Source organism: Lachnospiraceae bacterium, from assembly GCA_022794035.1.
Taxonomy (GTDB): domain Bacteria; phylum Bacillota; class Clostridia; order Lachnospirales; family Bianqueaceae; genus CALWPV01.
In genome coordinates this window covers 56,501-82,853 of the sequence record JAAWDX010000007.1, presented here as the reverse complement: position 1 = coordinate 82,853, position 26,353 = coordinate 56,501, and the positions used below count along the sequence as shown (strand labels likewise).

Here is a 26,353-nt window from a genome sequence, read left to right as displayed (position 1 = left end):
AAGATTTTCTTCATTGCGGTTTTTGTATGACGGGATATATCATCTTTGAAATTTTAGGTAAAAGCAATGCTAATAATAAAATTTCAAGAGGTAAAAGACCAAGATTTTTTATCAAGCGTCCGGGAATCTTAGTCCAAAAGGCATAACCATAAAGAAAGGTTAACCAATAGCTGTTAAGAAATAAATGGAGAAAAACATTGATGATGGATTTCACGGCAATAAGACGAGGCAAGGAGTATTGATTTTTGTATAAGAAAAGCCCATACAAGATACCTCCTAAAATTGCGGTGAGTGTAAAACCCGGAAAAAATTCACCGGTAGGCTTTAAAAAAATTTGGAGAATATCAACTAGGCCGGCGGCTAAGCCTGCACAAAAGGGACCATACAGCATGCCCATAACGGCTGTGGCTAGGAAGCCAAACCCAAGACGCAGAGATTCTGTAATCTGAAAAGAGCCGATTAAATTAAGGACCAGTGCAATCGCCATTAGCATAGCTAAGCCAGTGAGGGAACGGACGTTTCGAAATTCACGAAACGAGTTTGAGAATTTAGATAAAAGTAGATTCATAGCAAAGACCTCCTTATGATAAGATTTGTTGCACAAATCGATGAGGAAGCCTCTTCGATAGTGTAACAGCGGGATGCGAAAGTCAGACCGCGAAATAAAATATATTTCTTCGTTTCAGCAGCAACTCCCCGTCTGCCAAACACTTAACGCCTGATTTTCTACTCTGCTATCGAATGCCTACTATAACAGTAAGCGTAAAAAAGTATATCATAAAACAGGCAAGGCTGCAAGCTAAATAGTATTATATTAAAGGAATATAGAGAAGAGCAGTTCTTTTGACGGACAAGATGTCATATAGTAGAAAAGTAGATGATCGATTGCATTGAAGGAGGAAAACAGGGTGAAGACATGGGTAAAAACATATTTAATCTTAGCAATATGTATGATTGGGGCAGGGATAATTTATCTTTCTTTACCTTTAGGGCATGATTCCGTGCAGGAACAGTCGGAGATGAGCCTGCTACAAGGAGAGAGAGAAAGATGGCAGTCGGCCGGAAAGTTAGAAGGAACATGGTTATATCGGATTGAAGAAGGCAGGATTGAAACAAGCGAGGGGTGGATCCCATTGGCTGAAGAGGTCAAATGGATGGCAGGTGGAAAAGAAAGAGCAGGAGGAAAAGGAGGGTTTTTAGGACAACAAATCCGATATGAATTAAATCAAGAGGGGAAAGCAGTGAAAATTGAGACGGCAGAGGAACTAACAACGCCGGCGAGAATGCGCATTGTATTATCAGCAGCGGGCAGCGATTATGTGCATGAGAGCGTCATGATTAGCTGTGAAGAAGCTTTTTGGGGCATATGGGATGGAGAGATCAGAGCTTACACGCCTGATTCACAGATTCAAGTAGAAAATATTGAAAGAAGGGCCGTTTTTTATCCAGCTCAAGAAAAGGCAAATCTGGTTCTGACAACAGAGAAAGGAACGGTTCCATATCATGGGCAATTGGAGGTGACACGTGAAGAAAGCGGATATATCGTTATCAATGAAGTAGCAGTAGAAACTTATTTAATGGGAGTTGTACCTTCTGAAATGCCAGGCAGCTATGGAGTGGAGGCCGCAAAGGTACAGGCTGTTTGTGCAAGAAGCTATGCCTACAGTCAGTGGATGGCCTCTGAAAAATATATAGAGCTTGGAGCACAGGTTGATGACAGTACACAATGTCAGGTATATGGAGGTGCAGTAGAATATGGGGCATCTTCAGAGGGAGTAGAGGCTACCTGGGGAAAGGTATTGACCTATGAGGGGCAATTGATTTCTACGAATTATTTTTCTACCTCGTGTGGATATACAGCCAATGGGACTCAGGTATGGGGGGGCGCAGAGGAACGACCATATCAGCGGGGAATGGCGCAGTATACAGAAGGAGAATATGGCGACCTTTCTGATGAAAAGAATTTTCATACGTTTATTACAGATTTGGAGGTAAAGGCATTTGATAGTCATAGCGCATGGTTCAGATGGAATACATCCGTAGAAAGGCAGTGGCTTCAGGAACAAACGGATCAGTTCTTTTCAACAGAAAAAATGGTGAAAGAGGTGCAGGGAGAGCAGTTAATTGAGACTTCCATCAGTGGAGGAATTGGGGAGCTAGAGGATATTTTTATATATGAAAGAGCCAATACAGGGATGGCATGCTCTTTATTGCTGATCGGATCAGAAAAAAGTGTGGTACTAGAAGGGCCGCAGCTGATTCGGCAGTTTTTTGGCAATACGCAGGTGTGGCTGTCTAACGGAGAGAGCGCAGGGGTGAGAGAGCTTTTACCCAGTGCCTTTATTTCTTTAGAAAAAGTAAAAGACACCGAGGAAAATCTGGTGTCTGTAAAAATTTGCGGAGGAGGCTATGGGCATGGTGTTGGCATGAGTCAAAATGGGGTAAAAGGTATGATTGATGCTGGATATACGTATGAACAGATTTTGCTGCATTATTATCCGGAAACAAAATTAACGGATTTTTAATAAGGAGGTGTTGTGCGTAATTTCATACAAACAGGCATTGATCTCGGCACCGAGCACCATCATCAAACTAAAGAGATACATCCATGTGCAGATGACAATAATACCGGAAATACTGCCGTACATGAGCGAATAATTAGCAAAGTGACTAGTATAAATGGAGAATCCCTGACTGATTAAAAAGCTGCTTAGCGCAGCAAAAAGGGAACCAGGCAGTACATCACGAATACGCAGCTCTTTGCCGGGAATTACCTTATATAGCAGTGTATATAAAAGAAGCATAAAAACAAGCGGAATCAAATATCGAATAAAATGCATCAGAGTGGAGATTAAAAAGAAAAGATGGAATGTGGAACTGAGCCAAGAAAAAAGTGCATCACCAAATACGACTAGAGCAATAAAAAGTACAACCATTAAAACGAAACAAAGCGTATAAAAAAAAGAAAGAAGAAAACGAACAATCAAATTATGGGCCTCTCTGGTACGAAAGGCCATATGGATACCATTCATAACAGCGCGGATCCCACGGGAAGCTGACCATAAAACAACGATGATATAGAAAGAGATGGAAGCACTGGGGAGCGTAACGCCGGAAAAGGTATCCTCAATTAGACGCAGTGCAATTTCCGGAAAAATATTAGAAGAACGCATCATTTCCATCAGTTGATTGATATCGATGAGATTAGTATGGGTTAATACACTTACTAGCAAAATAAAAAAAGGGAATAGAGATAGCAAAAGATAGAATGAAATCTGCGCCGCATAGGCGGTGATATCATCAAAACGAAAACGGGGAATCAATTTGAATATTAATTGCTTAAACATATAAGCCTCCTTGGATTTGCATTCTATCTTATCATTTTTAAAGAATACTAGCAAGCCTCTCTTGTGATATTTTGGAAGATGCAGTATAATAAGCATAATTTAAAGCGTGGTTGAGAAAGAAACGCATATGAATGGGGAGGAATTGTGATGGCAACACCTCATAATGAAGCACGGCAGGGAGAGATAGCGCCGGTTGTACTTATGCCTGGTGATCCACTGCGAGCTGAGTTTATTGCAAAAGAATATTTGGAAAAGGCGGTTTGCTTTAACCGTGTGCGAGGAATGCTGGGGTATACGGGCATATACCACGGGATTCCTGTTTCTGTTATGGGGCATGGGATGGGAATACCTTCTATGGGGATCTATTCTTATGAACTATATAATCTATATGATGTGCAGGTGATTATTCGCATTGGATCAGCGGGCGGTTTGTCCGAAAAGGTCAGGGTGAAAGATATCATTTTAGGAATGGGCGCTTCAACGGACTCCAATTATGGGCGTCAGTATGAGCTGCCAGGCAGCTTTGCGCCTTTGGCGGATTATGAGCTTTTAAAAATGGCAGCAAAGGCTGCGGAAGAACAGAAGCTGAGGTTTCACGTGGGAAATTTGCTGACATCGGATGTGTTTTATGAAGAAAGGCCAGAGGTTAGTCGGCGCTGGAGCGATATGGGAGTGCTTGCTGTGGAGATGGAAACAGCGGCCCTATATATGAACGCTGCAAAAGCGGGCCGGCGTGCATTGGCAATCTGTACAGTGTCGGATCATTTGCTGACAGGTGAGGCGCTGGGCAGTGAGGAAAGACAGACCGGATTTCGGCAGATGATGGAGCTGGGGCTGCAGACGGGCGTATGTGCAGCGAAAAATCTGCTGTAGAGGTTTTATTTATTCTATATCATATTCTATTTTAGGAGGTTTCATTCATGAACTATCGGGAACAGATTGACAAGTATTTTGACAAGCACTGGTTTGAAATGATGCGGGACATTGCACGTATGGTGGCTATCAATAGCGAAAAAATGCCGGCCGAAGAGGGAATGCCATTTGGCAAGGGCCCTTATGAGGCCCTGCAAGAATTTTTGGAGATGGCCAAGGAGCATGGATTTTCGCCGAAGAATTATGATAATTATGTAGGGGCGATTGATCTGAATGACAAAGAGAAGCAGCTGGATATTCTGGCGCATCTGGACGTGGTACCGGCAGGAGAAGGATGGACGGTAACGGATCCTTTTGAAGCGATCATTAAGGATGGAAAAATTTATGGCAGAGGAACGGCGGATGATAAGGGACCGGCCGTAGTGGCAATGTATGCTATGCAGTGCGTGCGGGATCTAGGAATAGAGCTTAAAAAGAATGCCCGTTTGATCGTGGGAACGGATGAAGAGTGTGGCAGCGGTGATATTCCGCATTATTATGCAGTGGAAGAGGAGGCACCGATGACTTTTTCACCAGATGCAGAATATCCGGTGATCAATATTGAAAAAGGCAGTATTCATCCTCAGTTTAGAGCGAGCTGGCCGGAAGAATCTGCGCTTCCGCGCGTTACCGAGATTCATGGAAGCCTGAAGGTTAATGTGCTGCCGGGAAAGGCGCGTGCAGCCGTAGAGGGACTTTCGCTGAAAGCGATGGAGGAGATAGCGCAGGAAATAGGGGAAAAAACGAAGATGCACTATGAGCTTGAACAGGACGGAGGCTTAGTGCGTATTACAGCGGTTGGAAAAGGAGCGCATGCGGCAAGTCCGGAGGAAGGCAATAATGCGCTGACCGGTTTGATCGAATATCTATTGGCACTGCCGCTGGCAGAATCGGAAGCGGTGCGTAAGCTTGAAAGCCTTAAAAAGCTGTATCCGCATGGAGACAGTCAGGGAAAGGCGCTGGGGGTTGCTATGCGCGATGAGGTATCCGGAGCCTTGACGCTGTGCTTCAGTATGCTGGATTTTGGTCTGACGGGTTTTGTCGGGCAGTTCGACTGCAGAGCGCCGCTATGTGCTAATAACGAAAATATGCGGGATGTGGCAGAAAAAAATCTGGCTGCCGAAGGGATTATAATGGATCATGACGATATGTCGGCGCCGCATCATGTCCCAGGGGATTCGGCATTTGTGAAGGAGCTTCTGAAGGTATATGAGAAGTATACTGGGCAAAAGGGAGAATGTATTGCAATCGGCGGAGGAACCTATGTGCATCATTTGAAAAATGGTGTGGCTTTTGGCTGCTCTATGCCGGGAACAGATAATAAAATGCATGGTGCAGATGAATTTGCAGTCATTGAAGAACTGATCATAAGTGCTAAAATCTTTGCACAGGTGATCATTGATCTGTGTGCATAAGAGTAGAAAGGAAACGATATGGTTACGCTGGGAATCGATAGAATTGGCGAATACGCTTCTTTGCTAAAGGGCAAGAAACTGGGGCTGATTACCAATTATTCAGGAGTGGACAGCAGGCTGGAAGAGGATTTGGATGTTTTTGCAGAGGCAGGATATTACGTTGATCGTCTGTTTACGCCAGAGCATGGGCTATATGGAGCCATGGACGGTGCGGCAGTAGATAATAATGTGCACCCTAAATATCATATTCCAATGATCTCCTTATACGGTCAGAAAAAGAAGCCGAGTGCAGAGGATCTAAAAGGATTGGATCTTTTGATTTATGATATACAGGATGTAGGGCTTCGATACTATACGTATATCTATACACTGGCAAATTGTATGGAGGCCGCAGCTGAAAATCATGTGGGATTGGTTGTTTTAGACCGCCCCAATCCGCTGGGGAGCATAGTAGGCGGCAATCGGATGGCAGCTGATCTTCACACCTTTGTAGGGGATCATGAGCTAGCAACCCGATACGGACTGACACCGGGGGAGCTGGGATATTATTTTAAGCACCATCTGGGCCTCGAGACACAGTATGATGTGATCCCGATGAAGGGCTATCAAAAAGAAATGCGCTGGCCGCAGACAGGGCAGCTTTGGAATCTGCCCTCTCCCTCTATCCATACTTTCCAGTCAGCACTTTGCTATTATGGAGGCTGTTTCTTTGAGGGGACCAATATCAGTGAAGGAAGAGGCACTGCCGAGCCATTTCAGATATATGGCGCGCCCTTTATTGATATGGACAAGCTGGTCGAAGAATTAAAGCAGCGGATTCAGGATCCGAATTTAACCTTCCGCAAGCGGGCGTTTACCCCATTTTGGTCAAAGCATGCGGGGGAAACCTGTTTTGGAGTTGAATTCATTCCGCTAAATGAAAATTTGGATTTTATGCCCGCTGCTTTAGTAACGATGAAAACCATTAAAGAATTATATCCTGAGCAATTTGAATTTCGCTCATATGCAGATGTCGGGCGACTGGCTCAGCTTTCGGGAGACGGATCGGCCAATGAATATCTAAATGATAAGCTTTCACTGGCAGAGCTGCTTACAGATTGGGAAGAGCAGGCTGCAGATTTTGAAAATGAAGTAAGAGAGATGCGCATCTATGATTAAATCATATCAAGAGCCGTATGTAATCGGAATGGACGGTGGAGGCACCAAAACAAAGGTCTGCGCTGCTGATCTAAACGGGCATATTTTTGACAGCTTTTTGGGCGGCAGTATGAATATCAACAGCCAAGGCGTAGACGGCGTGCGTCAGAACCTTGCTTTCATATTTGAAGAGCTTCGGCAAAAAGGAGCTGATTGGGCGCTTTTAAAAGGAATTTGTCTAGGCGCCGCCGGAATCAGCAACCCGCTTGCGCGGCAAACGCTAAAGGACTGCGTACTGGCGGCTGGCATCACGAGAGAGCCCCTTATTTTAGGAGATCATGAAATTGCTCTGTATGGCGCGCATGGCTGTGGTAAAGGTCTTATTTTAATTGCCGGTACAGGGTCGGTGTGCTATGGCATGGATGGTGCTGGCAAGCAGGCACGAGCCGGCGGATTCGGCCATTTGATCGATGATGAAGGAAGCGGGTATGCGATAGGCCGGGATGTGCTGGGAGCAATTGTGAGGGCAGAGGATGGCCGGCAGGCGCCAACCTGTATGAAGGAAGCAGTGCTGCATCAGCTGAATCTGACAAGCACTGCAGAGCTGATTCGATATGTATACAGTCCGCAAACCAGTAAAAAGGAAATTGCAGCGCTGGCGCCCTGTGTGATGAAAGGCATAGACGCGCATGAGGCAGTGGCAGAACGTATTTTAGATAAAGCGGCAGAGCAGCTGGCAGAAATGGTTTTTGCCGTACTGCGGCAGCTAGGGCTGAAAACGGCAGAGCTCGCATTTTGCGGTAGTGTACTTCTCAAAAATGAAAGCTTAGCTAAGCGGCTGCAGAAGAAAATTAAATGCCAGTATCCTGAGGTAGCTTGTATATATCCTAAGCAGGAAGCGGCCGTTGGGGCTGTTTTAAGCTGCCTGCAGGCAATCAATAATGAAACAGATACGAAAGGAATGTAAGAATATGCAGATTGGAACAACAGAGACAAGAAATCCCAATACAGTCAACATTGATTTGATGAGTACAGAAGAGATTGTAAGGGTAATCAATGAAGAAGACCATAAAGTAGCAGAGGCGATCAAAGAAGAGCTGCCGCAAATTGCAAAAGCCGTGGATATGATTGTAGAGAAGCTGCGAGAGGGAGGGCGTCTGATTTATGCAGGAGCAGGAACCTCAGGACGCTTAGGTGTATTAGATGCGGTAGAATGCCGTCCAACATATAGTGCGGAATGTGTACAGGGGATTTTGGCAGGCGGTGAAAAAGCTATGTTCTATGCCCAGGAAGGAGCAGAGGATTCTAAAGAACTAGCCCGTAAGGAACTGGATGAGATTGGCTTTTGTCAGCAGGATATTTTATGTGGAATCGCTGCTAGCGGCCGTACGCCATATGTGATAGGAGCGATGGAATATGCGCATGAGCTGGGGACGCAGGCGATTGTTGTTACCAATAATAAGGGGGCTAAGGTGAGCGAAGTAGCGGATGTTACGATTGCAGCCGTGGTAGGACCTGAGGTAGTCACCGGCTCTACCAGAATGAAGGCAGGCTCAGCTCAGAAAATGATACTGAATATGCTTTCAACAGCAGCGATGATTCGGCTGGGAAAGGTTTATTCCAATTTAATGGTTGATCTTAAAATATCTAATGAGAAATTGGTAGACCGCGGAGAACGGATCGTAGCGATGATTGCCGAAGTATCACAGAAGGAAGCAGCTGAAACGCTGAAAACATGTCAGGATGTTAAGGTAGCCATCGTGATGCTGAAGGCAGGAGTGGATGAGGATTTGGCTAGACAGCTTTTGGCTAAAAATGAAGGGATTATCGGAAAGGTATTTCAGGGATTAGGGATTGAAGCGGTACGCTGAAAGAGCATAGCTTGACAAACTCCCATTCTTAGGATAATATCCTATTAGATAAAAAATCCTAATAAAAGGAGTTCATTGTGAAAGAGACGAGGAACACATTCCAAAAATCAGTTGTATTTGAGATGCTCCGGGGAATGCAGGATCATCCAACGGCAGATCGGGTATATGAAAGGGTTAAAAATCAATATCCCAGCATTAGTCGTTCTACGGTGTATCGTATTTTAAATCAGCTTTCGCAGCAAGGGGAGGTTTATAAAGTGCAGATGCCAGCCACAGCCGATCGATTTGATTATAATAAAAAGCCGCATTATCATGCGCACTGTGTGAAATGCGGAGAAGTATTTGATATTCCACTGGAAAGGATGAATGCTTTGGAAAGAAAAGCCTCGCAAATTTCCGGTTTTCAAATCATGTCCCATAGTATTATTTTTGAAGGAATTTGCCCGCAGTGCAGAGAAGAGCAGAGGCAAGACGGCTGAGAGCTCTTGACATTTTATATAAAACGTAATAAAATAATTACGTTGAAATTTATTCACAAGAAATATGAATATTGTACTATGAAAACTAAATAAGGAGGTGTTATTGTCTTGGAGATACCAGTATTTATTCTTATCATTTTGATCTTGCTGGCAGTTGGTCTTGTAGTCGCTTCATTTTTTATTGGCATCCAATATCGTAAAAAGGTAGGGGAGGCTCAGATTGGCGCTGCAGAGACAAAAGCAAGAGAGATCATTGATGATGCACTGAAATCCGCAGATGGGAAAAAGCGGGAAATTCTTCTGGAAGCAAAAGAAGAGGCTTTAAAAACCAAAAATGAACTGGACCATGAGGTCAAGGAACGGCGTTTAGAAGTGCAGCGTCAAGAAAAACGTTTGATTCAAAAAGAAGAATCTTTGGATCGTAAGGGAGAAGCGCTTGAAAAGAGAGAGACGCAGATGAACAAGCGGTCAGAAGATTTAGAGAAGAAAAACAAGGAAATATCTAAGATTCATGAAGAGCAGCTGGCAGAACTGGAAAAAGTTTCCGGCATGACTTCTGATCAGGCTAAGGCAGCTTTACTGCAATCGGTAGAGGAGGATGTAAAGCATGAAATGGCCAGCATTTTAAAAGAGAATGAGGTAAGAACAAAAGAAGAAGCCACCAAAAAGGCGAAGGAGATTATTACTGACGCCATTCAGCGCTGTGCCGCTGATCATGTGGCAGAATCTACCGTATCCGTCGTTCCGCTTCCCAGTGATGAGATGAAGGGACGCATTATTGGTCGTGAAGGCCGTAACATACGTGCATTGGAGACGCTTACCGGCATTGATTTAATTATTGATGATACGCCGGAGGCAGTGATTCTATCCGGATTTGATCCAATTCGCAGGGAAATTGCCAGGATTACGCTGGAAAAATTGATTGTGGATGGACGAATTCATCCGGCTCGTATTGAGGAAATGGTAAATAAGGCAACCAAGGAAGTAGAAAATAAGATTCGCGAGGAGGGCGAGGCTGCTACATTTGAAACGAATGTACATGGCCTTCATCCGGAGCTTGTACGCTTGCTTGGTAAATTAAAATATCGTACCAGTTATGGACAAAATGTACTGAAGCATTCTGTTGAAGTGGCGCACCTTTCCGGTTTGATTGCCGGTGAGCTTGGATTGGATGTACGGGTTGCCAAACGTGCCGGCTTGCTGCATGACATTGGAAAAGCAGTGGACCACGAAATGGAAGGTTCTCATGTATCCTTGGGAGCGCAGCTTTTGAAAAAGTATCATGAGTCCAAGACAGTGATCAATGCACTGGAGGCACATCATGGCGATGTTGAGCCGGAAAGCCTTGTAGCTGTGATTGTACAAGCTGCGGATTCTATTTCGGCAGCACGGCCTGGTGCAAGACGTGAAACACTTGAAAATTACATTAGTCGGCTGGAAAAACTAGAAGGGATTGCGAATGATTTCTCGGGCGTAAGCAAGAGCTATGCAATTCAGGCTGGACGTGAGCTGCGTCTGGTTGTAGTACCGGAACAAGTCAATGATGATGAGATGCGTATTTTGGCAAGAGAAGTTGCCAAGCGGATCGAACAGGAGATGGAATATCCGGGACAAATTAAGGTGAATGTCATTCGGGAGACCAGAGTCGTAGACTATGCTAAATAAGGAGCAATCGAAGGGAGATACCGATATGGAGATAGATATCATCAAAGTGTCTGCTCATTCCAGCGTGAATGCCGTAGCGGGGGCTATTGCCAACGTGATTCGTGAAAAAGGACAGGCTGAAGTTCAGGTAGTAGGAGCGGGAGCGCTTAATCAGGGAATAAAAGCTGTGATTATTGCGCGCGGTTATGTAGCTCCGGCTGGAATGGATCTGGTCTGTACACCGGCGTTCACTGAGATTGCCATCAATGGAGATAAGCGGACGGCCATTCGATTGATCGTAGAATCAAAGTGAATCATATGTCAACTCGGACTTTTCGCAGACTTGTAAGAGCAGTGGAAAGTCCGTTTTATTTTAAGAATATATGGAACATACAGATGGGAGGAAGCAAACATGCAGCATGATCGTTATGAAACCCCTTTTAATTCTCGCTATGCGAGTCCAGAGATGCAGTATCTGTTCTCGCCGGATAAAAAATTCAAAACATGGCGTAAGCTATGGATTGCTTTAGCAGAAGCAGAGAAGGAGCTGGGACTGGCTATTACGGATGAGCAGATTGAGGATTTAAAAGCTCATGCCGAAGATATCAATTACGAAGTGGCAGAGGCACGTGAAAAGCTGGTGCGCCATGATGTTATGGCACATGTGTATGCATACGGAGAGCAGGCAGCAAAGGCTAAGCCTATTATTCATTTAGGAGCAACGAGCTGCTATGTGGGAGATAATACAGATCTGATTATCTTGTATGAAGCGCTGGAGCTGTTAAAGAAAAAACTGATCAATGTGATGGACAATCTGGCTAAGTTTGCCAGAGAATACAAGGATATGCCTACGCTTGGATTTACGCATTATCAGCCGGCTCAATTAACGACCGTAGGGAAAAGAGCCTGCTTATGGCTGCAGGAGCTTTGGATGGATTATGAGCAGCTGGAAAATATTCTGAAGGTAAAACGGCTGCGCGGCGCTAAAGGAACAACAGGAACGCAGGCTAGCTTTATGGAGCTGTTTGAAAATGATGGGGATAAGGTAAAGCAACTGGATCATATGGTAGCTCAAAAGCTGGGCTATACAGACACTTATCCGGTAACAGGACAGACCTATCCGCGAAAATTTGATACGATCTGCTTAAATGTACTGAGCCTGATTGCACAATCCTGTTATAAATTTGCAGGAGATCTGCGCCTTCTGCAGAACCTGAAGGAGATGGAAGAGCCGTTTGAAAAAAATCAGATTGGTTCCTCGGCAATGGCCTATAAGCGTAATCCGATGCGCAGTGAGCGTATCTGTGCGCTCTCCAGACTGGTAATGTGCAATGCTTTGAATCCTGCTATGACGGCTTCTACGCAGTGGTTTGAAAGGACGCTGGATGACAGCGCCAATAAGCGCGTGGCTGTATCCGAGAGCTTTTTGGCTATGGACGGCATCCTGCAGATTATGATTAACGTAACTGGAAATATGGTGGTATATCCTAAAACCATCCGCGCCCGTGTTATGAGTGAGCTTCCCTTTATGGCAACGGAAATGATTTTGATGGAAGAAGTAAAGCGCGGCGGCGACAGGCAAGAGCTGCATGAGCGGGTACGTGTGCATTCTATGGCGGCCGCAGCTCAGGTAAAGCAAGAAGGGAAAGCAAATGATTTACTGGAGAGAATCATTGCGGATGACTATTTTAAGATGTCAGAGGAAGAGCTGATGAGCGCAGTGAAACCAGAGAATTTTGTAGGCCGTGCGCCGCAGCAGGTAGAGGATTTCTTAAAAGAATGCATTGATCCTATTTTATCAGCGCACCGGGCAGAGCTTGGCATGCAGGCTCAGTTAAGCGTATGATGCAGCATATAACGATAGGATTTATCGGAGCCGGCAATATGGGAACGGCGCTTATGCGCAGTATGGCTGGGAAAAAGTGTATGGAGCAGCCGATTCAGCTAATATGCTACGATATTGTACCTCAGGCGTGTGAAAAGGCATACCGGAAGTTCGGAGCTGAAGCTAAGTCTTCTATTTCGGCTTTGGTAAAAGAAGCTGACATGATCTGGGTGGCGGTGAAGCCTCAGTTTTTAGAAGAGATACTCCCGGAATTAAAAGAGAATTGGACAAAACAAAAGGTGCTGGCCAGTATCGTGGCCGGCAAATCCACTGTCTTTTGGGAAGGCGTATTGGGAGAACAGGCACAGATTGCCCGGATCATGCCGAATACACCAGCTTTTGTAGGAGAGGCTATGAATACAGTCTGCTTCTCGCAGGCCATGAAAAGCGCAGCGCAGGTGGTGGCGCTGCTGCAGCATACTGGCAGAGTGATGGAGATCAGAGAGAATTTGATGGATGCAGCCATGGGCGTAGCCGGATGCGGTCCAGCATTTGTATACATGTTTATTGAGGCTTTAGCAGATGCAGGAGTGGCAGAAGGGCTTTTTCGTCCTCAGGCCTATGAGCTGGCAGCACAGACCGTGCTGGGAGCCGCTAAGATGGTGCTAGAGACGGGAGAGCATCCGGGGGCGCTGAAGGATGCGGTATGCTCGCCTGGTGGCACTACGATTCAAGGAGTCATGGCGCTGGAAAAGGGAGCCTTTAGAGGCACCGTGCAGCAGGCAGTTGCCGCTACTATCGAGCGTGTGCGGAAGGAGTAGAAGGAGAGCAAAGGCATGCAGTTTAAACGGATTAAAAGCCATACGGCATTTCAGGGAAAGATTTTGGACGTACGGCAGGACCGCATTGAATTTGAAAACGGATTGCAGGCGGACCGGGAGCTGGTAGAAAAACACCATGAGGCAGCGGTCATCGTTGCTCTGGATGAAGCAGAGCGGCTTATTTTTGTAAAGCAGTATCGGTATGGCGCCGGCAAGGAAATGCTGGAGCTTCCAGCCGGTCTAAAAGATGAGGGAGAGACCGATGAGGCCTGTGCCAAAAGAGAGCTGGAGGAAGAAACAGGGTTTAGCGCAGGGCGTTTGACAAAGCTCTTTGAGTATTATGCCAGTCCGGGATATTGTACAGAAAAAGTAACCTTCTTTTTGGCCCAGCAGCTTACTCATACGCAGCAGCAGCTGGACGAAGACGAATTTTTAACGATTCATCGGTATTCTGTAGAAGAAGCCATAGAAATGATTCGCAGCGGAGCCATTACAAATGGAATGACAATTGCGGGAATTTTTGCAGCAAAAGCTCGCTTCAAGATGGACTAAACTTTCAAACCTTCTCATATGATGAAGTATCATAAGAGGAGGTTTTTTTAATGCGCCGAATGAATTTTAAAAATCATTTAGAAGAATGGGGCCGGTTTCGCAAGGGTCTTTTAAATTGTTTATTATGGTGGGTGATCGGAGCCGGCATTGGCCTTTTGTTTGCCATTGCGCTCAGTCAGGAGATGCAAAGCGCGCTAGGTCAGCATCTGGAAACAGGAGTAGGATATCTGATGGGTGAAAATCCAGCTCAGTTTACCTATTTTTTAAAACGGTGCTTAACATATACGCAGCTTCTTTTATTAGTTTGGGCCTTAGAGTACTTTACGTATGGATATATCGGGGTGAGGGTATTGCTGCTGATAAGAGGTTTTTTATATGGGTTTGGTCAGGTTGCTTGGCTAAGCGCCTATCAAATCAGAGGGCTTTGGCTGGGGCTGATGGCCTATTGGCCACATAATTTGCTCTGGATCGTAACGGTTTCATGGCTGGAATGGATGATGCGCGCACGAGCGCGAACCGGACGCATGAAGCCCAAGCAGCTGGCGGTTGTCACAATTTGCATGATTCCGCTTCTCGCTATAGTAGAAGCCTATGCGGCACCGGCTCTATTTCGATATTTTATGTAAGGAAGGTGTGGATGGCGATGCTTCCGAAGGAAATATGGACCCAGGCGCCTCTGGTGGATGTAGAGGGAGATGGGTTCATGCGAGTAGAAAATTATCAAACGATTTTAGAATTTAGTGAAACAAAATTACGGCTGCAGATGAAGGGCATGATCTATGAGATCATCGGTGAGCATCTATTGATTCGCGGCGTGACAAAGCGAGAGATATTTATTGAAGGACAGATTAGGGCGCTGCAGATGAAAAGGGAGGAAAATTTGTGAAGGTAAAGGAGTTTGTACAAAACAGCGTCCGCATCAAGGCACAGGGAACGCAGCTTTCCCGTTTTCTGGCTCTTCTGCTTGCCAGAAATATATTATATCAAAATGCAAAATATCAAGGCGATAGCTTATTTTTGGATTTGCCTGCCAAGCAGTATCGTCAGGCAGTTTCCTGCGCAAAGAAGGCAGGTGTCCGCATCCGGATCGAGAAAAGAAGGGGAGCCGCTTTCTTTTTTTTCCGGCACCGCCGGAGAAAATGGCTGCTGCTATTGATTCTGCCGCTGGTGATTGCAATCGGAATTCTGCCGCGCTTTATTTGGACAATTGAAATAGAAGGACTGCAAAAGATCAGTCAGGTGGAGATGCTGCGGAGATTGGAAGCGGAGGGCGTTCATGAGGGAATGAGAAAAAGTGAGATGGACGGGGCTGCAGTGAGGGAAGCCATTTTGCTGGCGTATCAGGATCTTAGCTGGCTTTCTATCAGTGTAGAAGGGACGGTACTGAAGGTGGCGGCTGCAGAATCGGTGGCGGCGCCGGAAATGATTGATCGGACGAGTCCCTGTGATCTGATTGCGGATCAGAGATGTGTGATTTATAGCATTATCACAGAAGGGGGCACCCCTAAGGTTAAGCAGGGGGATGTCGTGCAGGAAGGGGATGTGCTGATCTGCGGCGAGGTCTTGCTGAAGGATGATGATGGAAACGAAACGCTGCAGGAGGCACATGCAGCAGGAGTGGTTTTTGGTAAGCGAGAATGGCGTGCAGAAGAGGAAATGCAATATGCTTATGAACAGCAGATCTGGGAAGAGAAAGGCTATCAGGGAATTTTATTTCGTTTTGGAGAAACAGCATGGGAGATAAAAAATCCATTTCGTCATGCGGAGCAGGAGGTCAAAATGGAAAGCACAATTCTGCGGCTGCCGCTTGGAAATGGACTGAGTATAAGCCGCGTGGAGCATGCTCCGTATGGGCTGGCAGCAGCTGAATATACAAGAGAAGAATTGGAAATAAAATTAAGAGAACGATTGGAAAAAAGAAAAGCAGAGCTGCTGGAGGATGGAAACTGTGTAATCCTGCAGGAGGATTTGTATTTTGAAGAAACATCCGGAGGACTGAAGGGGATTTTGGAGCTGACTGTGATGGAGCAGATTGGGACACCTGTGCAGCGATAGACAGAAAATGCTTGACAAAGCCAAAGGAAGAAAGTAACATAAACTTGGGTTATTAGTTAGATTAGGAGGCTTTGTATGAGTGAACAGGTTGTTTCCATACCGGCTGAGTATATTGGCGATGTGTTTGGAAATTATGATGAGAATATAAAAACATTGGAAAAGATGCTGGATATCACTGTAATCAATCGAGGGGATGATGTAAAGCTTACAGGGACAGAGGTAGCTGTAAAAAAGGCGGCTGATGTGATTAAAAATCTGATCCGGATTGCAGCGAAGGGCGAAAGCTTGGATGTGCAGCATGTAAATTATCTGGCTTCTCTATCAGAAGAAGAAAAGCAGCAGGACGTGGGAGAGCTCCTGTCAGATATTGTTTGTTTTACAAAAGCAGGCAAGCCGATTCGTCCGAAAACCTTTGGTCAAAAACGATATGTAAATTCGATTCGGGGACATATGCTTACGTTTGGAATTGGTCCGGCAGGAACCGGAAAGACGTATTTGGCTATGGCCATGGCCATTCAGGCCTTTAAAAGCGGAGAGGTGAGCCGGATCATTTTAACTAGGCCGGCGATAGAGGCAGGAGAGAGGCTGGGATTTTTGCCGGGAGATTTGCAGAGCAAAATTGACCCATATTTGAGACCGCTTTATGACGCGCTGTATGAGATCATGGGAGCGGATAGCTTTATGAAAAATCTGGAGAAAGGGGCTATTGAAGTTGCGCCGCTGGCTTATATGCGCGGCCGTACGCTGGATAATTCCTTTATCGTTTTAGATGAAGCGCAAAATACAACGCAGGCACAGATGAAAATGTTCCTGACGCGTCTGGGTTTTGGGTCTAAGGCAGTCATCACGGGAGATTTGACGCAGATTGACCTGCCGGAGGGACAAAAATCAGGACTCAAGCAGGCAACACATATTTTGAAGGAAGTAGAAGAAATCGGAATCTGTCGTTTATCCAATCAGGATGTGGTGCGTCATCCGCTGATTCAGAAGATTGTTGAGGCCTATGAGAAAAATGAGGCATCTCATAAAAATGAAGCCAAATATGTGCAGAGGAGACAGCGATGAGTGTGTGGATCCAATGGGAGGTGCCGCTGCCGGAGGAAGAAAAACAAAAGATCAATGCTTTGATGGAACAGGCGATTGAGGCAGCGCTGCGCGAGGAACAGATTGAAATGGCAGTAGAAATCAGCCTTTCAGTGGTATCAGAGGAAACCATCCGGCAGGTGAATCATGAGTTCAGACAGATCGATCAGGTTACGGATGTGCTTTCATTTCCGATGATTGAGTATGGAGATAAGACGCCGGCAGAGGGGGTACAGCAGGGAGAGGTGAATCCGGATACCGACGAGGTTTGTCTGGGTGATATTATGATTTGCTATGCAAGAGCCATGCAGCAGGCAGCAGAATATGGACATAGCCTGGAAAGAGAGCTTGCCTTTTTAACGGTGCACAGCATGCTGCATCTTTTTGGATATGATCATATGGAACCGGCAGAGGAAGCACAGATGCTGGAGAAACAAAAGAAAATTCTGGAGGGAATTGGCATTACCCGATAAAATCTTATGGAAAAAAATACGACGAAAAATCTAATTAAGCAGGGCAGTATTTTGGTTGCCTCTTCTCTGATCGTAAGAGTACTGGGGCTGCTTTACCGCATTCCAATCACCAACTTATGGGGGGATCAGGGGCTGGGGACCTATGGCGATGCCTATCAGGTATACAGCTTTTTTTTGGTATTTGCTTCTTTCAGCATTCCGGCTATGATGTCCAAGATGATGGGAGAGCGGCTGGCGATGAAGCGATATGCGGATGCCAAAAAGGTATTTCACTGTGCGCTGCGGTTGGTAGGCGGAATCGGGTTTGTCTGCATGCTGATTATGTGGTTTGGCAATGAATGGATTGCGGTCAAGCTGTATAACAATCCGGATGCAGCACTTTCAATTCGGTTTTTAGGCCCTACGACTCTAGTCGTTTCAGTCATGAGCGTGCTTCGCGGATATTTTCAAGGGATGAATAATATGAAGCCTACCGCTATTTCAGAAATTGCAGAGGGACTTCTGCATGCTATTTTCAGTGTAGTGCTGGCCTTTCTGCTGTTTTCCTTCGGGGTAAATTGGTCGGTAGCCGGCGGGATCATGGGGACTACGATTGGCGCAATTGGCGGGCTTTTATTGCTCATGCTGTGTTATTCGCTTTTTCAAAGGGGGAGCCGGCTTGGCAGAGCATCCATAAAACGCTCCCAAGAGAGCGCAAGGCAGATCTATCAGCAGATGCTGCGGCTGATGATTCCGATTGTGCTGGCTTCGACTATTTTTTCAATTAAAAGTATGATTGATGCCAGCTTATTTGGAAAGCTTATGCTGGCGAAAGGCTATGAACAGGATGTTGTGGTGGCCATGAGGGGAATCTATACTGGGAAATTTATGGTGCTGATCAATCTGCCAATTTCAATCGGAGATTCCTTGGGGGCAGCATCAGTGCCAAGTGTGGCCGCCAGTTTAGCATTAGGGCGATATCACGAACTAAAAGAACGCCTCAGATCAGTGGTCAAGATCATACTCATCATTGCGGTTCCCTGTGCTTTTGGAATGGGGATTTTAGGAAAGCCCATTTTAAGGCTTCTCTTTAGCTCTTCCTATATGGGAGGGGAGCTTTTTTGGATTGGTGGCTTAGCGGTTATTTTTTATTGCGTGAATCATGTCGCTACCGGAATTTTACAAGGGCTTAATAAGCCTCAGATTCCGATGCGAAATGCTTTTGTTGGTGTAGTGATGACGAGTCTTTTAAATGTGATTTGCGTCTGGGTCTTCGATCTTAATATCTATTCGCTCCCCATTAATTCTGCTGCCTTTAGCGGTCTGTTGATGCTGCTCAATATGCGGGCGGCCATGCAGCACTGCCGCGTAAAAATCCGGCTGCTGCGGATGGCTAAGCTGCCGCTGGTATGCAGCAGTATCATGGCTGTGATTTGCTTTTTTAGCTATATTTTGCTTTTTGCCATTGCAGGATCCAATGCCATCGCTACGATCGGCAGCGTTTTATTTGGTGTGATTTGTTACTTCCTACTCATGGTAAATTGGGGAGGGATTACAGAAAAGGATATGGAAAATATGCCAATGGGAAGAATGCTGCGATTATTAAAGATTTAAAGGTATAAATAATCAACTGCCGGGACATACTTTCTCAAAAGGAGGCGAGAGTATGTTCCGGCAGTTACTTTCTAAAAAGCTTTGGATAAGCGTTTGGGGATTAAGTGTATTATTTGTATTGCTTACTTATGTATGGTTTTACTATGTGAATCAATGGGCAGAGCAGGCACAGCGAGAGGACCTAAGAGAAGAGCAGGCGGTGGTTGTTATGACAGAGGAGGTGGCTGCTGCTGCGCAGCAAATGACAGAACCGATTGAATTAGAACCAGAGGCACCGCCCCTTACCTTTCCTTGTACGATGAAGATGAAGGATGGCAAGATTGGCCTTTATAATCAGGAAGGAGTACTATGTCAGGAGCTGAGGCAGATTTCAGAGTATTTGAATGAACAGGACCGGATTCAGCTGATTCAGGGAATTATGGCAGAGGACAAACAGGAGTTAGTTCTTTTATGTGAAAGTTATCATTTGCAGTAGAAGAAAGCCTGGATCTGTGATATACTTGCCGAAATGTGAAATATTTTAGGATAGAAAGCAGGGAATATCATGAATCAATCCGTGAAAGTAATCGCACAGGGAACAGTGATGGCACAGCCCAATCGAGTACTGGGATATGCCGCATGGCCCTCTGTGACAAAGGATGCCGAGGGAGATCTGGTGGTTGCCTTTTCAGGCAATCGGATTATGCATGTTTGTCCATACGGTAAAGTATTATTAAGAAAGAGCCGGGATGAAGGCAGGACCTGGTCAGCACCGATCATTGGCATTGATACACCGCTGGATGATCGGGATGCCGGTATTTTATATATGGGAAACCAAAAAATGCTGCTTTCCACATTCAATAACTCGCGTGCCTTTCAGAAAAAAGAGGCTGACAGAGGGGTATATGGTCCACGAGAGCGTACAGAGATGGTCAAGGCCTATGTATCCAATGTAACAGATGAGATGGAGCAGCAATATTTAGGATCCTTGATCAGTGTGAGTAGCGATAATGGATTTTCGTGGCAGGAGCCAATCAAGGTGCCTGTGAGTGCTCCGCATGGTCCCAATTTATTAGCAGATGGTTCCTTGATCTATGCAGGGACTCCGGTGGGCCCAAAAGATCCGAATTTTCCGATTGCCGTATATCACAGCAAAGATGGATATCATTTTCATAAATTGGCTGATATTCCTAAATGTCCTGAGTTTTCATTTTGTAATTATGCAGAGCCTCATATTCTTGAGCTGCCGTCAAAGGGGGATGCAGCGAGCAAGCTGCTATTACATATCCGAATTGATGAGCCGGGAAAGCCTTATGAAGAGCGTATTTTTTCAATACTGCAATCCATCTCAGAGGATGGAGGAAAAACATGGAGTATACCGGCGCCGACAGGAGCAGAAGGAGCGCCGCCTCACTTGCTGCGTCATTCTTCCGGCGCTGTGATTTGTTCTTATGGCAGACGCAAACCGCCCTATGGGCTAGAAGCGATGGTGAGTTGGGATGAAGGAAGAAGCTGGACTAAGGGCTATACGCTCTGGGACAAGGGAGAAACAGCGGATCTGGGATATCCTTGCACTACAGAGCTGGCAAACGGCGATCTGTTTACTGTATACTATATGAATAGAAAGAAAGTTCAAAGCGAGGCTGGAAATTACTGGGGAACAGCGTCCATTGAATGGATTCGCTGGCGTATGCCCCAATAGGCATAGACCAGCGGGGGAATGATGCAACTTCCTATGGCATAAAATCAAAGAGCCGATCATATCATGAAGCAAAGACTTAATGAGGTGGTCGGCTTGATTCGTATTTTTATTGATCAGGGGCATAATCCTACTAATCCCAATGCAGGAGCAGAGGCAAACGGGCTCAGAGAGCAGGATATCAATTATACAGTTGGAAAAGAGCTGGAGGCACTTTTAGAGAATAATGGTAATTTTGAGGTACAGGTATCCAGACCAACCCCGGAAACTCATCTAGGAAGTAAGGAGGCAACGTCAAGTACATCCAGCCTGCAGGCAAGAGTAACAGCTGCTAACGCATGGGGAGCAGATTATTTTATCAGCCTGCATTGCAATTCTAATCCGAATCCCAATGCGAGCGGGAGCGAGGCTTATGTATACAGCGAGCAAAGCGCTGCCTATCCGCTGGCAGAGCAAATTTTAATTGGCATGCATGATACTACAGGGCTTCGCAATCGGGGTGTTATGATCAATCCGCGCCTGTATGTACTCAGAAATACAAGTATGCCGGCGGTACTGGTAGAAATGGGATTTTTGACGAATACCGAAGATGCGGCGCTGCTGTCTCAGAGGCCGGATCTGTTTGCGCAGGGGATCTATCAAGGGATCCTAGCTTATTTTGGAATGAGCTGATGAAGATATTGGCTTTGATGTCCGACTGGATGATCCCGGCGGTTTTTTTATGGATCATTTTATATGCACGTCTTAAAAAGGTAAAAGTAATGGAAAGCTTTGTAGTGGGAGTCAACGAAGGGTTTCAAGTAGTCGTGGATATTCTCCCTACCTTTTTAGGGCTCATGGTCGCCGTAGGAGCACTCAGAGCATCCGGTACCCTGGATTTACTGGCTCGGCTGCTGACGCCGGTCAGCCGTATGATCTGGATGCCTGAGCCCCTTTTGCCGGTAGCGCTTACGAAGGTAGTCTCTTCGTCAGCGGCTACCGGATTGATTTTGGATATATTAAAAACCTTTGGGCCGGATTCTTTAGAGGGAAGAATGGCCGGGGTTATGGTTGGCTCTACAGAAACGATTTTATATACGATGTCCGTGTATTTTATGGCAATCCGAGTAAAGGATACGCGGTACACGCTTTCCGGGGCACTTATTTCAAATTTGGCAGGGATCGGCGCCTCTATTTTCCTGACGTATTGGATCTTTTATTAACCCATACTTGATTTTTTTATGTTTTTTTGGTAAAATTGCTTAACTATACCAAGGAGAACGTTATGGACGATGAAAGATATATGCGGCGGGCGTTAGCGCTTGCCCAGCAGGCAGCAGAAGAAGATGAGACGCCGATTGGTGCTGTTGTCGTATATAAAGATCAGATAATTGGAGAGGGATATAATAAGCGCAATCAAAAAGGGAATCCTTTGTGCCATGCTGAGATTGAAGCCATCCATCAGGCTGCCGTATATTTGGGGGACTGGCGTTTAGAAGAATGCAGCATGTATATTACGCTGGAGCCTTGCCCCATGTGCGCCGGAGCTATTGTACAGGCCCGGATTCCCAGAGTCGTATTGGGAGCGATGAATCCAAAAGCAGGATGCGCCGGTTCAATTATGAACCTATTGGAGGAAACAAAATTTAACCATCAGGTACAGGTGGTACGGGGGCTTCTGGAAGAAGAAAGCCGAGAGCTGATGCAGCGCTTCTTTGCTGACTTACGGAAGAGAAAGGAATAAGCACTATGGAAAAATTGCAGGGAAAAGCAAGGAAGAGTGCCTTGCTGGGTGTCATTGACATTGGCAGTGCTTTTATGCAGCTCAAGATAGCAGACAAGACAGAGGGAGAGCAGCTGAAGATTTTAGAATCGGTTACAAAAACGCTTCCGATCGGACGAGAAACCTTTTCGGAGGGAAGGATCAGTCCTGAGATGATGCGCGCCCTTTCTAAAAACCTACTGGGCTTCCGACAGCTTCTACGAGAATATAAGGTGAAAAAATACAAGGTTGTGGCTACCGGAGCAATCCGAGAAGCACTTAACCGGGAATATGTGATCGATCAAATTAAAGCCAATACTGGCTTTACCATCGAAATGATTCATGCTTCGCAGGAGCGGTTCCTGACGCAGCAGGCCGTGCGAAACGCTCTGCCTTCTTATGATAAGCTGAAAAAAGGGGGGCTTTTAATCGTCAATATTGGCTCCGGAGGCGTACAGGTTGCCGCCTATGCACCGGACGGTATGCAGTATAGCCAGAATATCAATATGGGAGCGCTTCGGATCCGTCAGCTCCTATCTTCTGCAGAGCTTAAAACAATGGAATATACAAGGCTTTTAAAAGAATATATATATGGATATATTCAGGAGCTGATTTTGCCTATGCAGAAAGGCTTTCGCCATTTAGTGATCACAGGAGAAGAGGTAGACGTACTGTACCGCATCTGCGGTGGTGAAGGCAAGCCTCAAAACGAGAGAAGCCTAGATCAGGCAGTTTTCAGACAGCTATATGAAAAGATGCATTTCATGAATGCTCAGCAAATACGAGATGAGTTTGATTTGGGATTTGAACGAGCAGAAATGCTGCTGCCCGCCATGATGATAGTACAGGCATTTATAAGCGCCGCCGGCGCAAAAAAGGTATATTGTCCGTCTGTTGGGCTATCAAATGGAATTTTATATGAGATGAGCCGTGAAAAAGAAGATACGGAGATGGAGGAGGAACTCCTACAGTATATTCGTGCTACCGCACGCCAATATTATATCTCTATGAATCATGTAGAAGAAGTGGCGAAAAATGCACTTTTAATTTTCGATCATTTGGGGAAAAAACAGAGCCTGACGAATCGACACCGATTACTGCTGGAAATGGGAGCACTTTTGCATGATATCGGCAAGCAAATCAATCTAGCCAATCATGCACAGTGCGGAGCAGATTTGCTCATGCATATGGATTTAATCGGAATCTCAGAGGAGGAGCAGCGACAGCTGGTAGTTTTGGTTCGCTATCATGAAGCAGGAGAACCAAAGGCAGAGGATGAAGCATATAAGGCATTAAATAAAAAAAGCCGTATGGCCGTATCTAAGCTCTTGGCAATGCTGCAGGCTGCAAATGCTTTGGATTATAGTCATAAGCAAAAATTATATGATCTTGTCATTAAACTAAAAGGAGAATCCTTTATCATACAGGCCTTTACGAAAGAAAATGCGGTGCTGGAAGAATGGATGTTTCAGCATACACAGGGATTGTTTAGAGAGGTTTTCAGTTTAGAGCCAGAGTTAAAGGTATATACCAAACGGATGCCTGGATAAGATAAAAGGAGGAAATCATAGTCATGAGTCAATTTGAAAATCCAGAATATTTTATTAGCCGGGAATTAAGCTGGTTAGAGTTTAATGAGCGCGTTATGGAAGAAGCGAAAGATAAAAAAAATCCTTTATTAGAGCGATTTAAGTTTCTGGCGATCGTAACTTCTAACTTGGATGAATTTTTTATGGTACGGGTTGGATCTTTATATGATCAGGTACAGGCAGGAATCGAGAAAAAGGATGCGGCCGGTCTATCGCCGCGGCAGCAAATGAAAAGGGTCATTGCCAGAGCGCATAAAATGCTGGATGATCAATATGAAATTTATAATCAAAGTCTGATGCCGCAGCTTAAAAAAGCAGGCATTCAATTGCTTCAGCCCAAACAGCTTTCGCAGCAGGAAAGAGACTATTTGGAGGAGTACTTTTTACAGGAGATTTATCCGGTGCTTACGCCTATGGCAGTGGATGTGAGCAGGCCGTTTCCGTTGATTTTAAACCGTAGTTTAAATATTGCCCTGCTTATTGAAAGGCAAGAGGGAATTGATACCTTTGCCACTGTGCAGGTGCCGGCTGTACTGTCTCGTCTGGTGCCTCTGAGGCAGAAGGATAGCTATATTCTGCTGGAGGATGTAATTAGGATGCATCTTTCTAAAATCTTTCCTAAGCAGAAAATCAAGCAGACAGCCTATTATCGCATTACCAGGAATGCAGATATGGCAATTCATGAAGAGGATGCGCCGGATCTGCTAAAAGAGATGGAAAAATCCATTAAAAAGAGAAAATGGGGACAGGCTGTACGCTTAGAGATAGAAAGTCAGGCAGATGAAGCGATTTTGGCGTATCTTCAAAAGGAACTAGATGTGCCGGGACGCGATGTATACGAGATTCATGGGCCTCTTGATCTGGCATTTGTCTCTAAGCTTTCTAAGATTCCCGGTTATATGCATCTGCAATATGGGGCTTTGGTGCCGCAGGTTCCGAAAGAGCTTCAGGGAGAAACCGATATTTTTGAGGCCATTCGTAAAAATGATATTTTGCTGCACCATCCCTATGAATCTTTTGACAGTGTTGTTAAATTTATTGAAAAGGCGGCAGATGATTCGCAGGTTCTGGCCATTAAGCAAACCCTGTATAGGGTAAGCGGACAGTCTCCGATTATCAAAGCGCTGGCTAGGGCAGCCGAGAATGGCAAGCAGGTAACGGTATTAGTCGAAGTAAAGGCCAGATTTGATGAAGAAAATAACATTCACTGGGCCAGACGCCTGGAAAAAGCCGGGTGTCATGTAATTTATGGCTTGATTGGCTTAAAGACTCACTGCAAAATTACGCTTGTGGTGCGCCGTGAAGAAGAAGGCATCCGGCGGTATGTTCACTTGGGAACGGGAAATTATAATGATGTAACGGCTCGATTGTATACGGATATGGGACTTTTTACCTGCAAAGAGTCTTATGGAGCGGATGCCTCTGCACTGTTTAACTGTCTATCAGGATACGGAGATGCTCCCAGCTTTTATAAATTGACGATGGCGCCGACAGGGCTTAGAAAGAAATTTTTAGCCTTAATTCAGAGAGAAGAAAATTTGGCTCGCAAGGGAAAAAAGGCTAGAATTATAGCAAAAATGAATTCTTTGCTGGATACAGAGATTATACAGGCATTGTATGCTGCCTCCTGTGCAGGCGTACAGATTGATTTGATTGTACGCGGAATTTGCTGCCTCAAGCCTGGTATTGCCGGCGTATCAGAAAACATCCGGGTGCGCAGTATTGTGGGATGGCTTTTAGAGCATAGCCGGGTATACTATTTTTATAATGACGGACATGAAGAGTTCTATCTTTCAAGCGCGGACTGGATGCCTCGCAATCTGGACCGGAGGATTGAACTGCTGTTCCCGGTAGAGGAGGAAAGACATAAAAAACGGCTGCAGGCATGTCTCGATTTAATGCTTTTAGATAATCGAAAGGCCCGAATGATGGATCAAGAAGGAGGGTACAGCAAGACTGGCACACGCAGTAAAAAACCAGTTAACGCACAGGAAGCATTTTATCAGTTGGCGATAGAGGAAAGCAGAATAAAGGAAAATAAAGAAGAAAAACAGGAGTTTCAGCCGGTTACGGCTAAGAATGAGTTGTGAGCAGAAGGAAAGTATGATATACTACTAACATAGGTTCAACTTAACGTA

At 45.4% G+C, this 26,353-nt stretch carries 27 protein-coding genes; 25 read left to right on the top strand and 2 right to left on the bottom strand.

Annotation, left to right across the window (positions count from 1 at the left end; translation table 11 throughout):
• Window positions 1-10: 10 nt before the first annotated feature.
• Window positions 11-568, bottom strand: a complete 558-nt coding sequence (locus HFE64_06680) for a folate family ECF transporter S component (protein MCI8633146.1) — start codon at window positions 566-568, stop codon at window positions 11-13.
• Window positions 569-908: 340 nt separating this feature from the next.
• On the opposite strand from HFE64_06680, the gene HFE64_06675 reads away from it, so the two are divergent.
• Complete coding sequence (locus tag HFE64_06675; GenBank protein MCI8633145.1) at window positions 909-2,525, top strand: SpoIID/LytB domain-containing protein; 1,617 nt, start codon at window positions 909-911, stop codon at window positions 2,523-2,525.
• Here the strand turns inward: HFE64_06675 and HFE64_06670 are convergent.
• On the bottom strand, window positions 2,511-3,347 hold the full coding sequence (locus tag HFE64_06670; protein MCI8633144.1) for a YihY/virulence factor BrkB family protein: 837 nt from the start codon (window positions 3,345-3,347) through the stop codon (window positions 2,511-2,513). The genes HFE64_06675 and HFE64_06670 overlap by 15 nt on opposite strands.
• Before the next feature lie 147 nt (window positions 3,348-3,494).
• Between HFE64_06670 and deoD the strand changes: the two genes are divergently transcribed.
• The 24 genes from deoD (at window position 3,495) to HFE64_06550 (ending at window position 26,305) form a co-directional block, all read left to right on the top strand.
• The gene (deoD, locus tag HFE64_06665; GenBank protein MCI8633143.1) at window positions 3,495-4,220 is read left to right on the top strand and encodes a purine-nucleoside phosphorylase; all 726 of its coding nucleotides are present in this window, start codon (window positions 3,495-3,497) and stop codon (window positions 4,218-4,220) included.
• Window positions 4,221-4,267: 47 nt separating this feature from the next.
• On the top strand, window positions 4,268-5,674 hold the full coding sequence (gene pepV, locus HFE64_06660) for a dipeptidase PepV (GenBank protein MCI8633142.1): 1,407 nt from the start codon (window positions 4,268-4,270) through the stop codon (window positions 5,672-5,674).
• A gap of 18 nt (window positions 5,675-5,692) precedes the next feature.
• The gene (locus HFE64_06655) at window positions 5,693-6,832 is read left to right on the top strand and encodes a DUF1343 domain-containing protein (protein ID MCI8633141.1); all 1,140 of its coding nucleotides are present in this window, start codon (window positions 5,693-5,695) and stop codon (window positions 6,830-6,832) included.
• Window positions 6,825-7,778 (top strand): ATPase, encoded by a 954-nt coding sequence (locus HFE64_06650; protein ID MCI8633140.1) that lies wholly within the window; start codon window positions 6,825-6,827, stop codon window positions 7,776-7,778. Before HFE64_06655 ends, HFE64_06650 begins: the two co-directional genes overlap by 8 nt.
• The gene (murQ, locus tag HFE64_06645) at window positions 7,753-8,682 is read left to right on the top strand and encodes an N-acetylmuramic acid 6-phosphate etherase (GenBank protein ID MCI8633139.1); all 930 of its coding nucleotides are present in this window, start codon (window positions 7,753-7,755) and stop codon (window positions 8,680-8,682) included. Before HFE64_06650 ends, murQ begins: the two co-directional genes overlap by 26 nt.
• A gap of 77 nt (window positions 8,683-8,759) precedes the next feature.
• A complete protein-coding gene (locus HFE64_06640) occupies window positions 8,760-9,161 on the top strand; it encodes a transcriptional repressor (protein MCI8633138.1) in 402 nt (133 codons plus the stop codon).
• A gap of 114 nt (window positions 9,162-9,275) precedes the next feature.
• Window positions 9,276-10,826: a ribonuclease Y gene (gene rny / locus HFE64_06635; protein MCI8633137.1), complete on the top strand. Its 1,551-nt coding sequence runs from the start codon at window positions 9,276-9,278 to the stop codon at window positions 10,824-10,826.
• A gap of 31 nt (window positions 10,827-10,857) precedes the next feature.
• A complete protein-coding gene (locus tag HFE64_06630) occupies window positions 10,858-11,118 on the top strand; it encodes a stage V sporulation protein S (protein ID MCI8633136.1) in 261 nt (86 codons plus the stop codon).
• Window positions 11,119-11,217: 99 nt separating this feature from the next.
• Complete coding sequence (locus HFE64_06625; protein MCI8633135.1) at window positions 11,218-12,651, top strand: adenylosuccinate lyase; 1,434 nt, start codon at window positions 11,218-11,220, stop codon at window positions 12,649-12,651.
• Window positions 12,648-13,451 (top strand): pyrroline-5-carboxylate reductase, encoded by an 804-nt coding sequence (proC, locus tag HFE64_06620; protein ID MCI8633134.1) that lies wholly within the window; start codon window positions 12,648-12,650, stop codon window positions 13,449-13,451. Before HFE64_06625 ends, proC begins: the two co-directional genes overlap by 4 nt.
• 15 nt (window positions 13,452-13,466) lie before the next feature.
• Window positions 13,467-14,003 (top strand): NUDIX hydrolase, encoded by a 537-nt coding sequence (locus HFE64_06615; GenBank protein ID MCI8633133.1) that lies wholly within the window; start codon window positions 13,467-13,469, stop codon window positions 14,001-14,003.
• Between the two features lie 50 nt (window positions 14,004-14,053).
• Window positions 14,054-14,629: a hypothetical protein gene (locus HFE64_06610; GenBank protein ID MCI8633132.1), complete on the top strand. Its 576-nt coding sequence runs from the start codon at window positions 14,054-14,056 to the stop codon at window positions 14,627-14,629.
• Window positions 14,630-14,640: 11 nt separating this feature from the next.
• The gene (locus HFE64_06605) at window positions 14,641-14,889 is read left to right on the top strand and encodes a hypothetical protein (GenBank protein ID MCI8633131.1); all 249 of its coding nucleotides are present in this window, start codon (window positions 14,641-14,643) and stop codon (window positions 14,887-14,889) included.
• On the top strand, window positions 14,886-16,058 hold the full coding sequence (locus HFE64_06600) for a sporulation protein YqfD (protein MCI8633130.1): 1,173 nt from the start codon (window positions 14,886-14,888) through the stop codon (window positions 16,056-16,058). Before HFE64_06605 ends, HFE64_06600 begins: the two co-directional genes overlap by 4 nt.
• A gap of 75 nt (window positions 16,059-16,133) precedes the next feature.
• Window positions 16,134-17,123 (top strand): PhoH family protein, encoded by a 990-nt coding sequence (locus HFE64_06595; protein MCI8633129.1) that lies wholly within the window; start codon window positions 16,134-16,136, stop codon window positions 17,121-17,123.
• Entirely contained in the window at window positions 17,120-17,614 is a 495-nt protein-coding gene (ybeY, locus tag HFE64_06590; protein ID MCI8633128.1) for an rRNA maturation RNase YbeY, read from the top strand. The genes HFE64_06595 and ybeY overlap by 4 nt, the downstream gene beginning before the upstream one ends.
• 6 nt (window positions 17,615-17,620) lie before the next feature.
• Window positions 17,621-19,207 (top strand): polysaccharide biosynthesis protein, encoded by a 1,587-nt coding sequence (locus tag HFE64_06585; GenBank protein MCI8633127.1) that lies wholly within the window; start codon window positions 17,621-17,623, stop codon window positions 19,205-19,207.
• 52 nt (window positions 19,208-19,259) lie between these two features.
• Window positions 19,260-19,682, top strand: a complete 423-nt coding sequence (locus HFE64_06580; GenBank protein MCI8633126.1) for a hypothetical protein — start codon at window positions 19,260-19,262, stop codon at window positions 19,680-19,682.
• A 69-nt stretch (window positions 19,683-19,751) separates the two neighbouring features.
• Window positions 19,752-20,888 (top strand): exo-alpha-sialidase, encoded by a 1,137-nt coding sequence (locus HFE64_06575; GenBank protein ID MCI8633125.1) that lies wholly within the window; start codon window positions 19,752-19,754, stop codon window positions 20,886-20,888.
• Window positions 20,889-20,951: 63 nt separating this feature from the next.
• On the top strand, window positions 20,952-21,557 hold the full coding sequence (locus HFE64_06570) for an N-acetylmuramoyl-L-alanine amidase (protein MCI8633124.1): 606 nt from the start codon (window positions 20,952-20,954) through the stop codon (window positions 21,555-21,557).
• Window positions 21,557-22,087 carry a spore maturation protein gene (locus tag HFE64_06565; protein ID MCI8633123.1) on the top strand — a complete coding sequence of 177 codons (531 nt, stop codon included), beginning with the start codon at window positions 21,557-21,559 and terminating at the stop codon, window positions 22,085-22,087. The genes HFE64_06570 and HFE64_06565 overlap by 1 nt, the downstream gene beginning before the upstream one ends.
• Window positions 22,088-22,149: 62 nt before the next feature.
• On the top strand, window positions 22,150-22,608 hold the full coding sequence (locus HFE64_06560) for a nucleoside deaminase (protein MCI8633122.1): 459 nt from the start codon (window positions 22,150-22,152) through the stop codon (window positions 22,606-22,608).
• A gap of 5 nt (window positions 22,609-22,613) precedes the next feature.
• Window positions 22,614-24,176: an HD domain-containing protein gene (locus HFE64_06555; protein MCI8633121.1), complete on the top strand. Its 1,563-nt coding sequence runs from the start codon at window positions 22,614-22,616 to the stop codon at window positions 24,174-24,176.
• A gap of 23 nt (window positions 24,177-24,199) precedes the next feature.
• Window positions 24,200-26,305: an RNA degradosome polyphosphate kinase gene (locus HFE64_06550; protein MCI8633120.1), complete on the top strand. Its 2,106-nt coding sequence runs from the start codon at window positions 24,200-24,202 to the stop codon at window positions 26,303-26,305.
• Window positions 26,306-26,353 lie beyond the last annotated feature (48 nt).

Excerpts from the sequence above, each read along its gene's own strand:
- HFE64_06680 (MCI8633146.1), bottom strand. The coding sequence starts at position 568 with ATGAATCTACTTTTATCTAAATTCTCAAACTCGTTTCGTGAATTTCGA.
- HFE64_06670 (MCI8633144.1), bottom strand. The coding sequence starts at position 3,347 with ATGTTTAAGCAATTAATATTCAAATTGATTCCCCGTTTTCGTTTTGAT.
- deoD (MCI8633143.1), top strand. The coding sequence starts at position 3,495 with ATGGCAACACCTCATAATGAAGCACGGCAGGGAGAGATAGCGCCGGTT.
- pepV (MCI8633142.1), top strand. The coding sequence starts at position 4,268 with ATGAACTATCGGGAACAGATTGACAAGTATTTTGACAAGCACTGGTTT.
- HFE64_06655 (MCI8633141.1), top strand. The coding sequence starts at position 5,693 with ATGGTTACGCTGGGAATCGATAGAATTGGCGAATACGCTTCTTTGCTA.
- HFE64_06650 (MCI8633140.1), top strand. The coding sequence starts at position 6,825 with ATGATTAAATCATATCAAGAGCCGTATGTAATCGGAATGGACGGTGGA.
- murQ (MCI8633139.1), top strand. The coding sequence starts at position 7,753 with ATGAAACAGATACGAAAGGAATGTAAGAATATGCAGATTGGAACAACA.
- HFE64_06625 (MCI8633135.1), top strand. The coding sequence starts at position 11,218 with ATGCAGCATGATCGTTATGAAACCCCTTTTAATTCTCGCTATGCGAGT.
- proC (MCI8633134.1), top strand. The coding sequence starts at position 12,648 with ATGATGCAGCATATAACGATAGGATTTATCGGAGCCGGCAATATGGGA.
- HFE64_06615 (MCI8633133.1), top strand. The coding sequence starts at position 13,467 with ATGCAGTTTAAACGGATTAAAAGCCATACGGCATTTCAGGGAAAGATT.
- HFE64_06610 (MCI8633132.1), top strand. The coding sequence starts at position 14,054 with ATGCGCCGAATGAATTTTAAAAATCATTTAGAAGAATGGGGCCGGTTT.
- HFE64_06605 (MCI8633131.1), top strand. The coding sequence starts at position 14,641 with ATGGCGATGCTTCCGAAGGAAATATGGACCCAGGCGCCTCTGGTGGAT.
- HFE64_06595 (MCI8633129.1), top strand. The coding sequence starts at position 16,134 with ATGAGTGAACAGGTTGTTTCCATACCGGCTGAGTATATTGGCGATGTG.
- ybeY (MCI8633128.1), top strand. The coding sequence starts at position 17,120 with ATGAGTGTGTGGATCCAATGGGAGGTGCCGCTGCCGGAGGAAGAAAAA.
- HFE64_06585 (MCI8633127.1), top strand. The coding sequence starts at position 17,621 with ATGGAAAAAAATACGACGAAAAATCTAATTAAGCAGGGCAGTATTTTG.
- HFE64_06580 (MCI8633126.1), top strand. The coding sequence starts at position 19,260 with ATGTTCCGGCAGTTACTTTCTAAAAAGCTTTGGATAAGCGTTTGGGGA.
- HFE64_06575 (MCI8633125.1), top strand. The coding sequence starts at position 19,752 with ATGAATCAATCCGTGAAAGTAATCGCACAGGGAACAGTGATGGCACAG.
- HFE64_06570 (MCI8633124.1), top strand. The coding sequence starts at position 20,952 with ATGAAGCAAAGACTTAATGAGGTGGTCGGCTTGATTCGTATTTTTATT.
- HFE64_06565 (MCI8633123.1), top strand. The coding sequence starts at position 21,557 with ATGAAGATATTGGCTTTGATGTCCGACTGGATGATCCCGGCGGTTTTT.
- HFE64_06560 (MCI8633122.1), top strand. The coding sequence starts at position 22,150 with ATGGACGATGAAAGATATATGCGGCGGGCGTTAGCGCTTGCCCAGCAG.
- HFE64_06555 (MCI8633121.1), top strand. The coding sequence starts at position 22,614 with ATGGAAAAATTGCAGGGAAAAGCAAGGAAGAGTGCCTTGCTGGGTGTC.
- HFE64_06550 (MCI8633120.1), top strand. The coding sequence starts at position 24,200 with ATGAGTCAATTTGAAAATCCAGAATATTTTATTAGCCGGGAATTAAGC.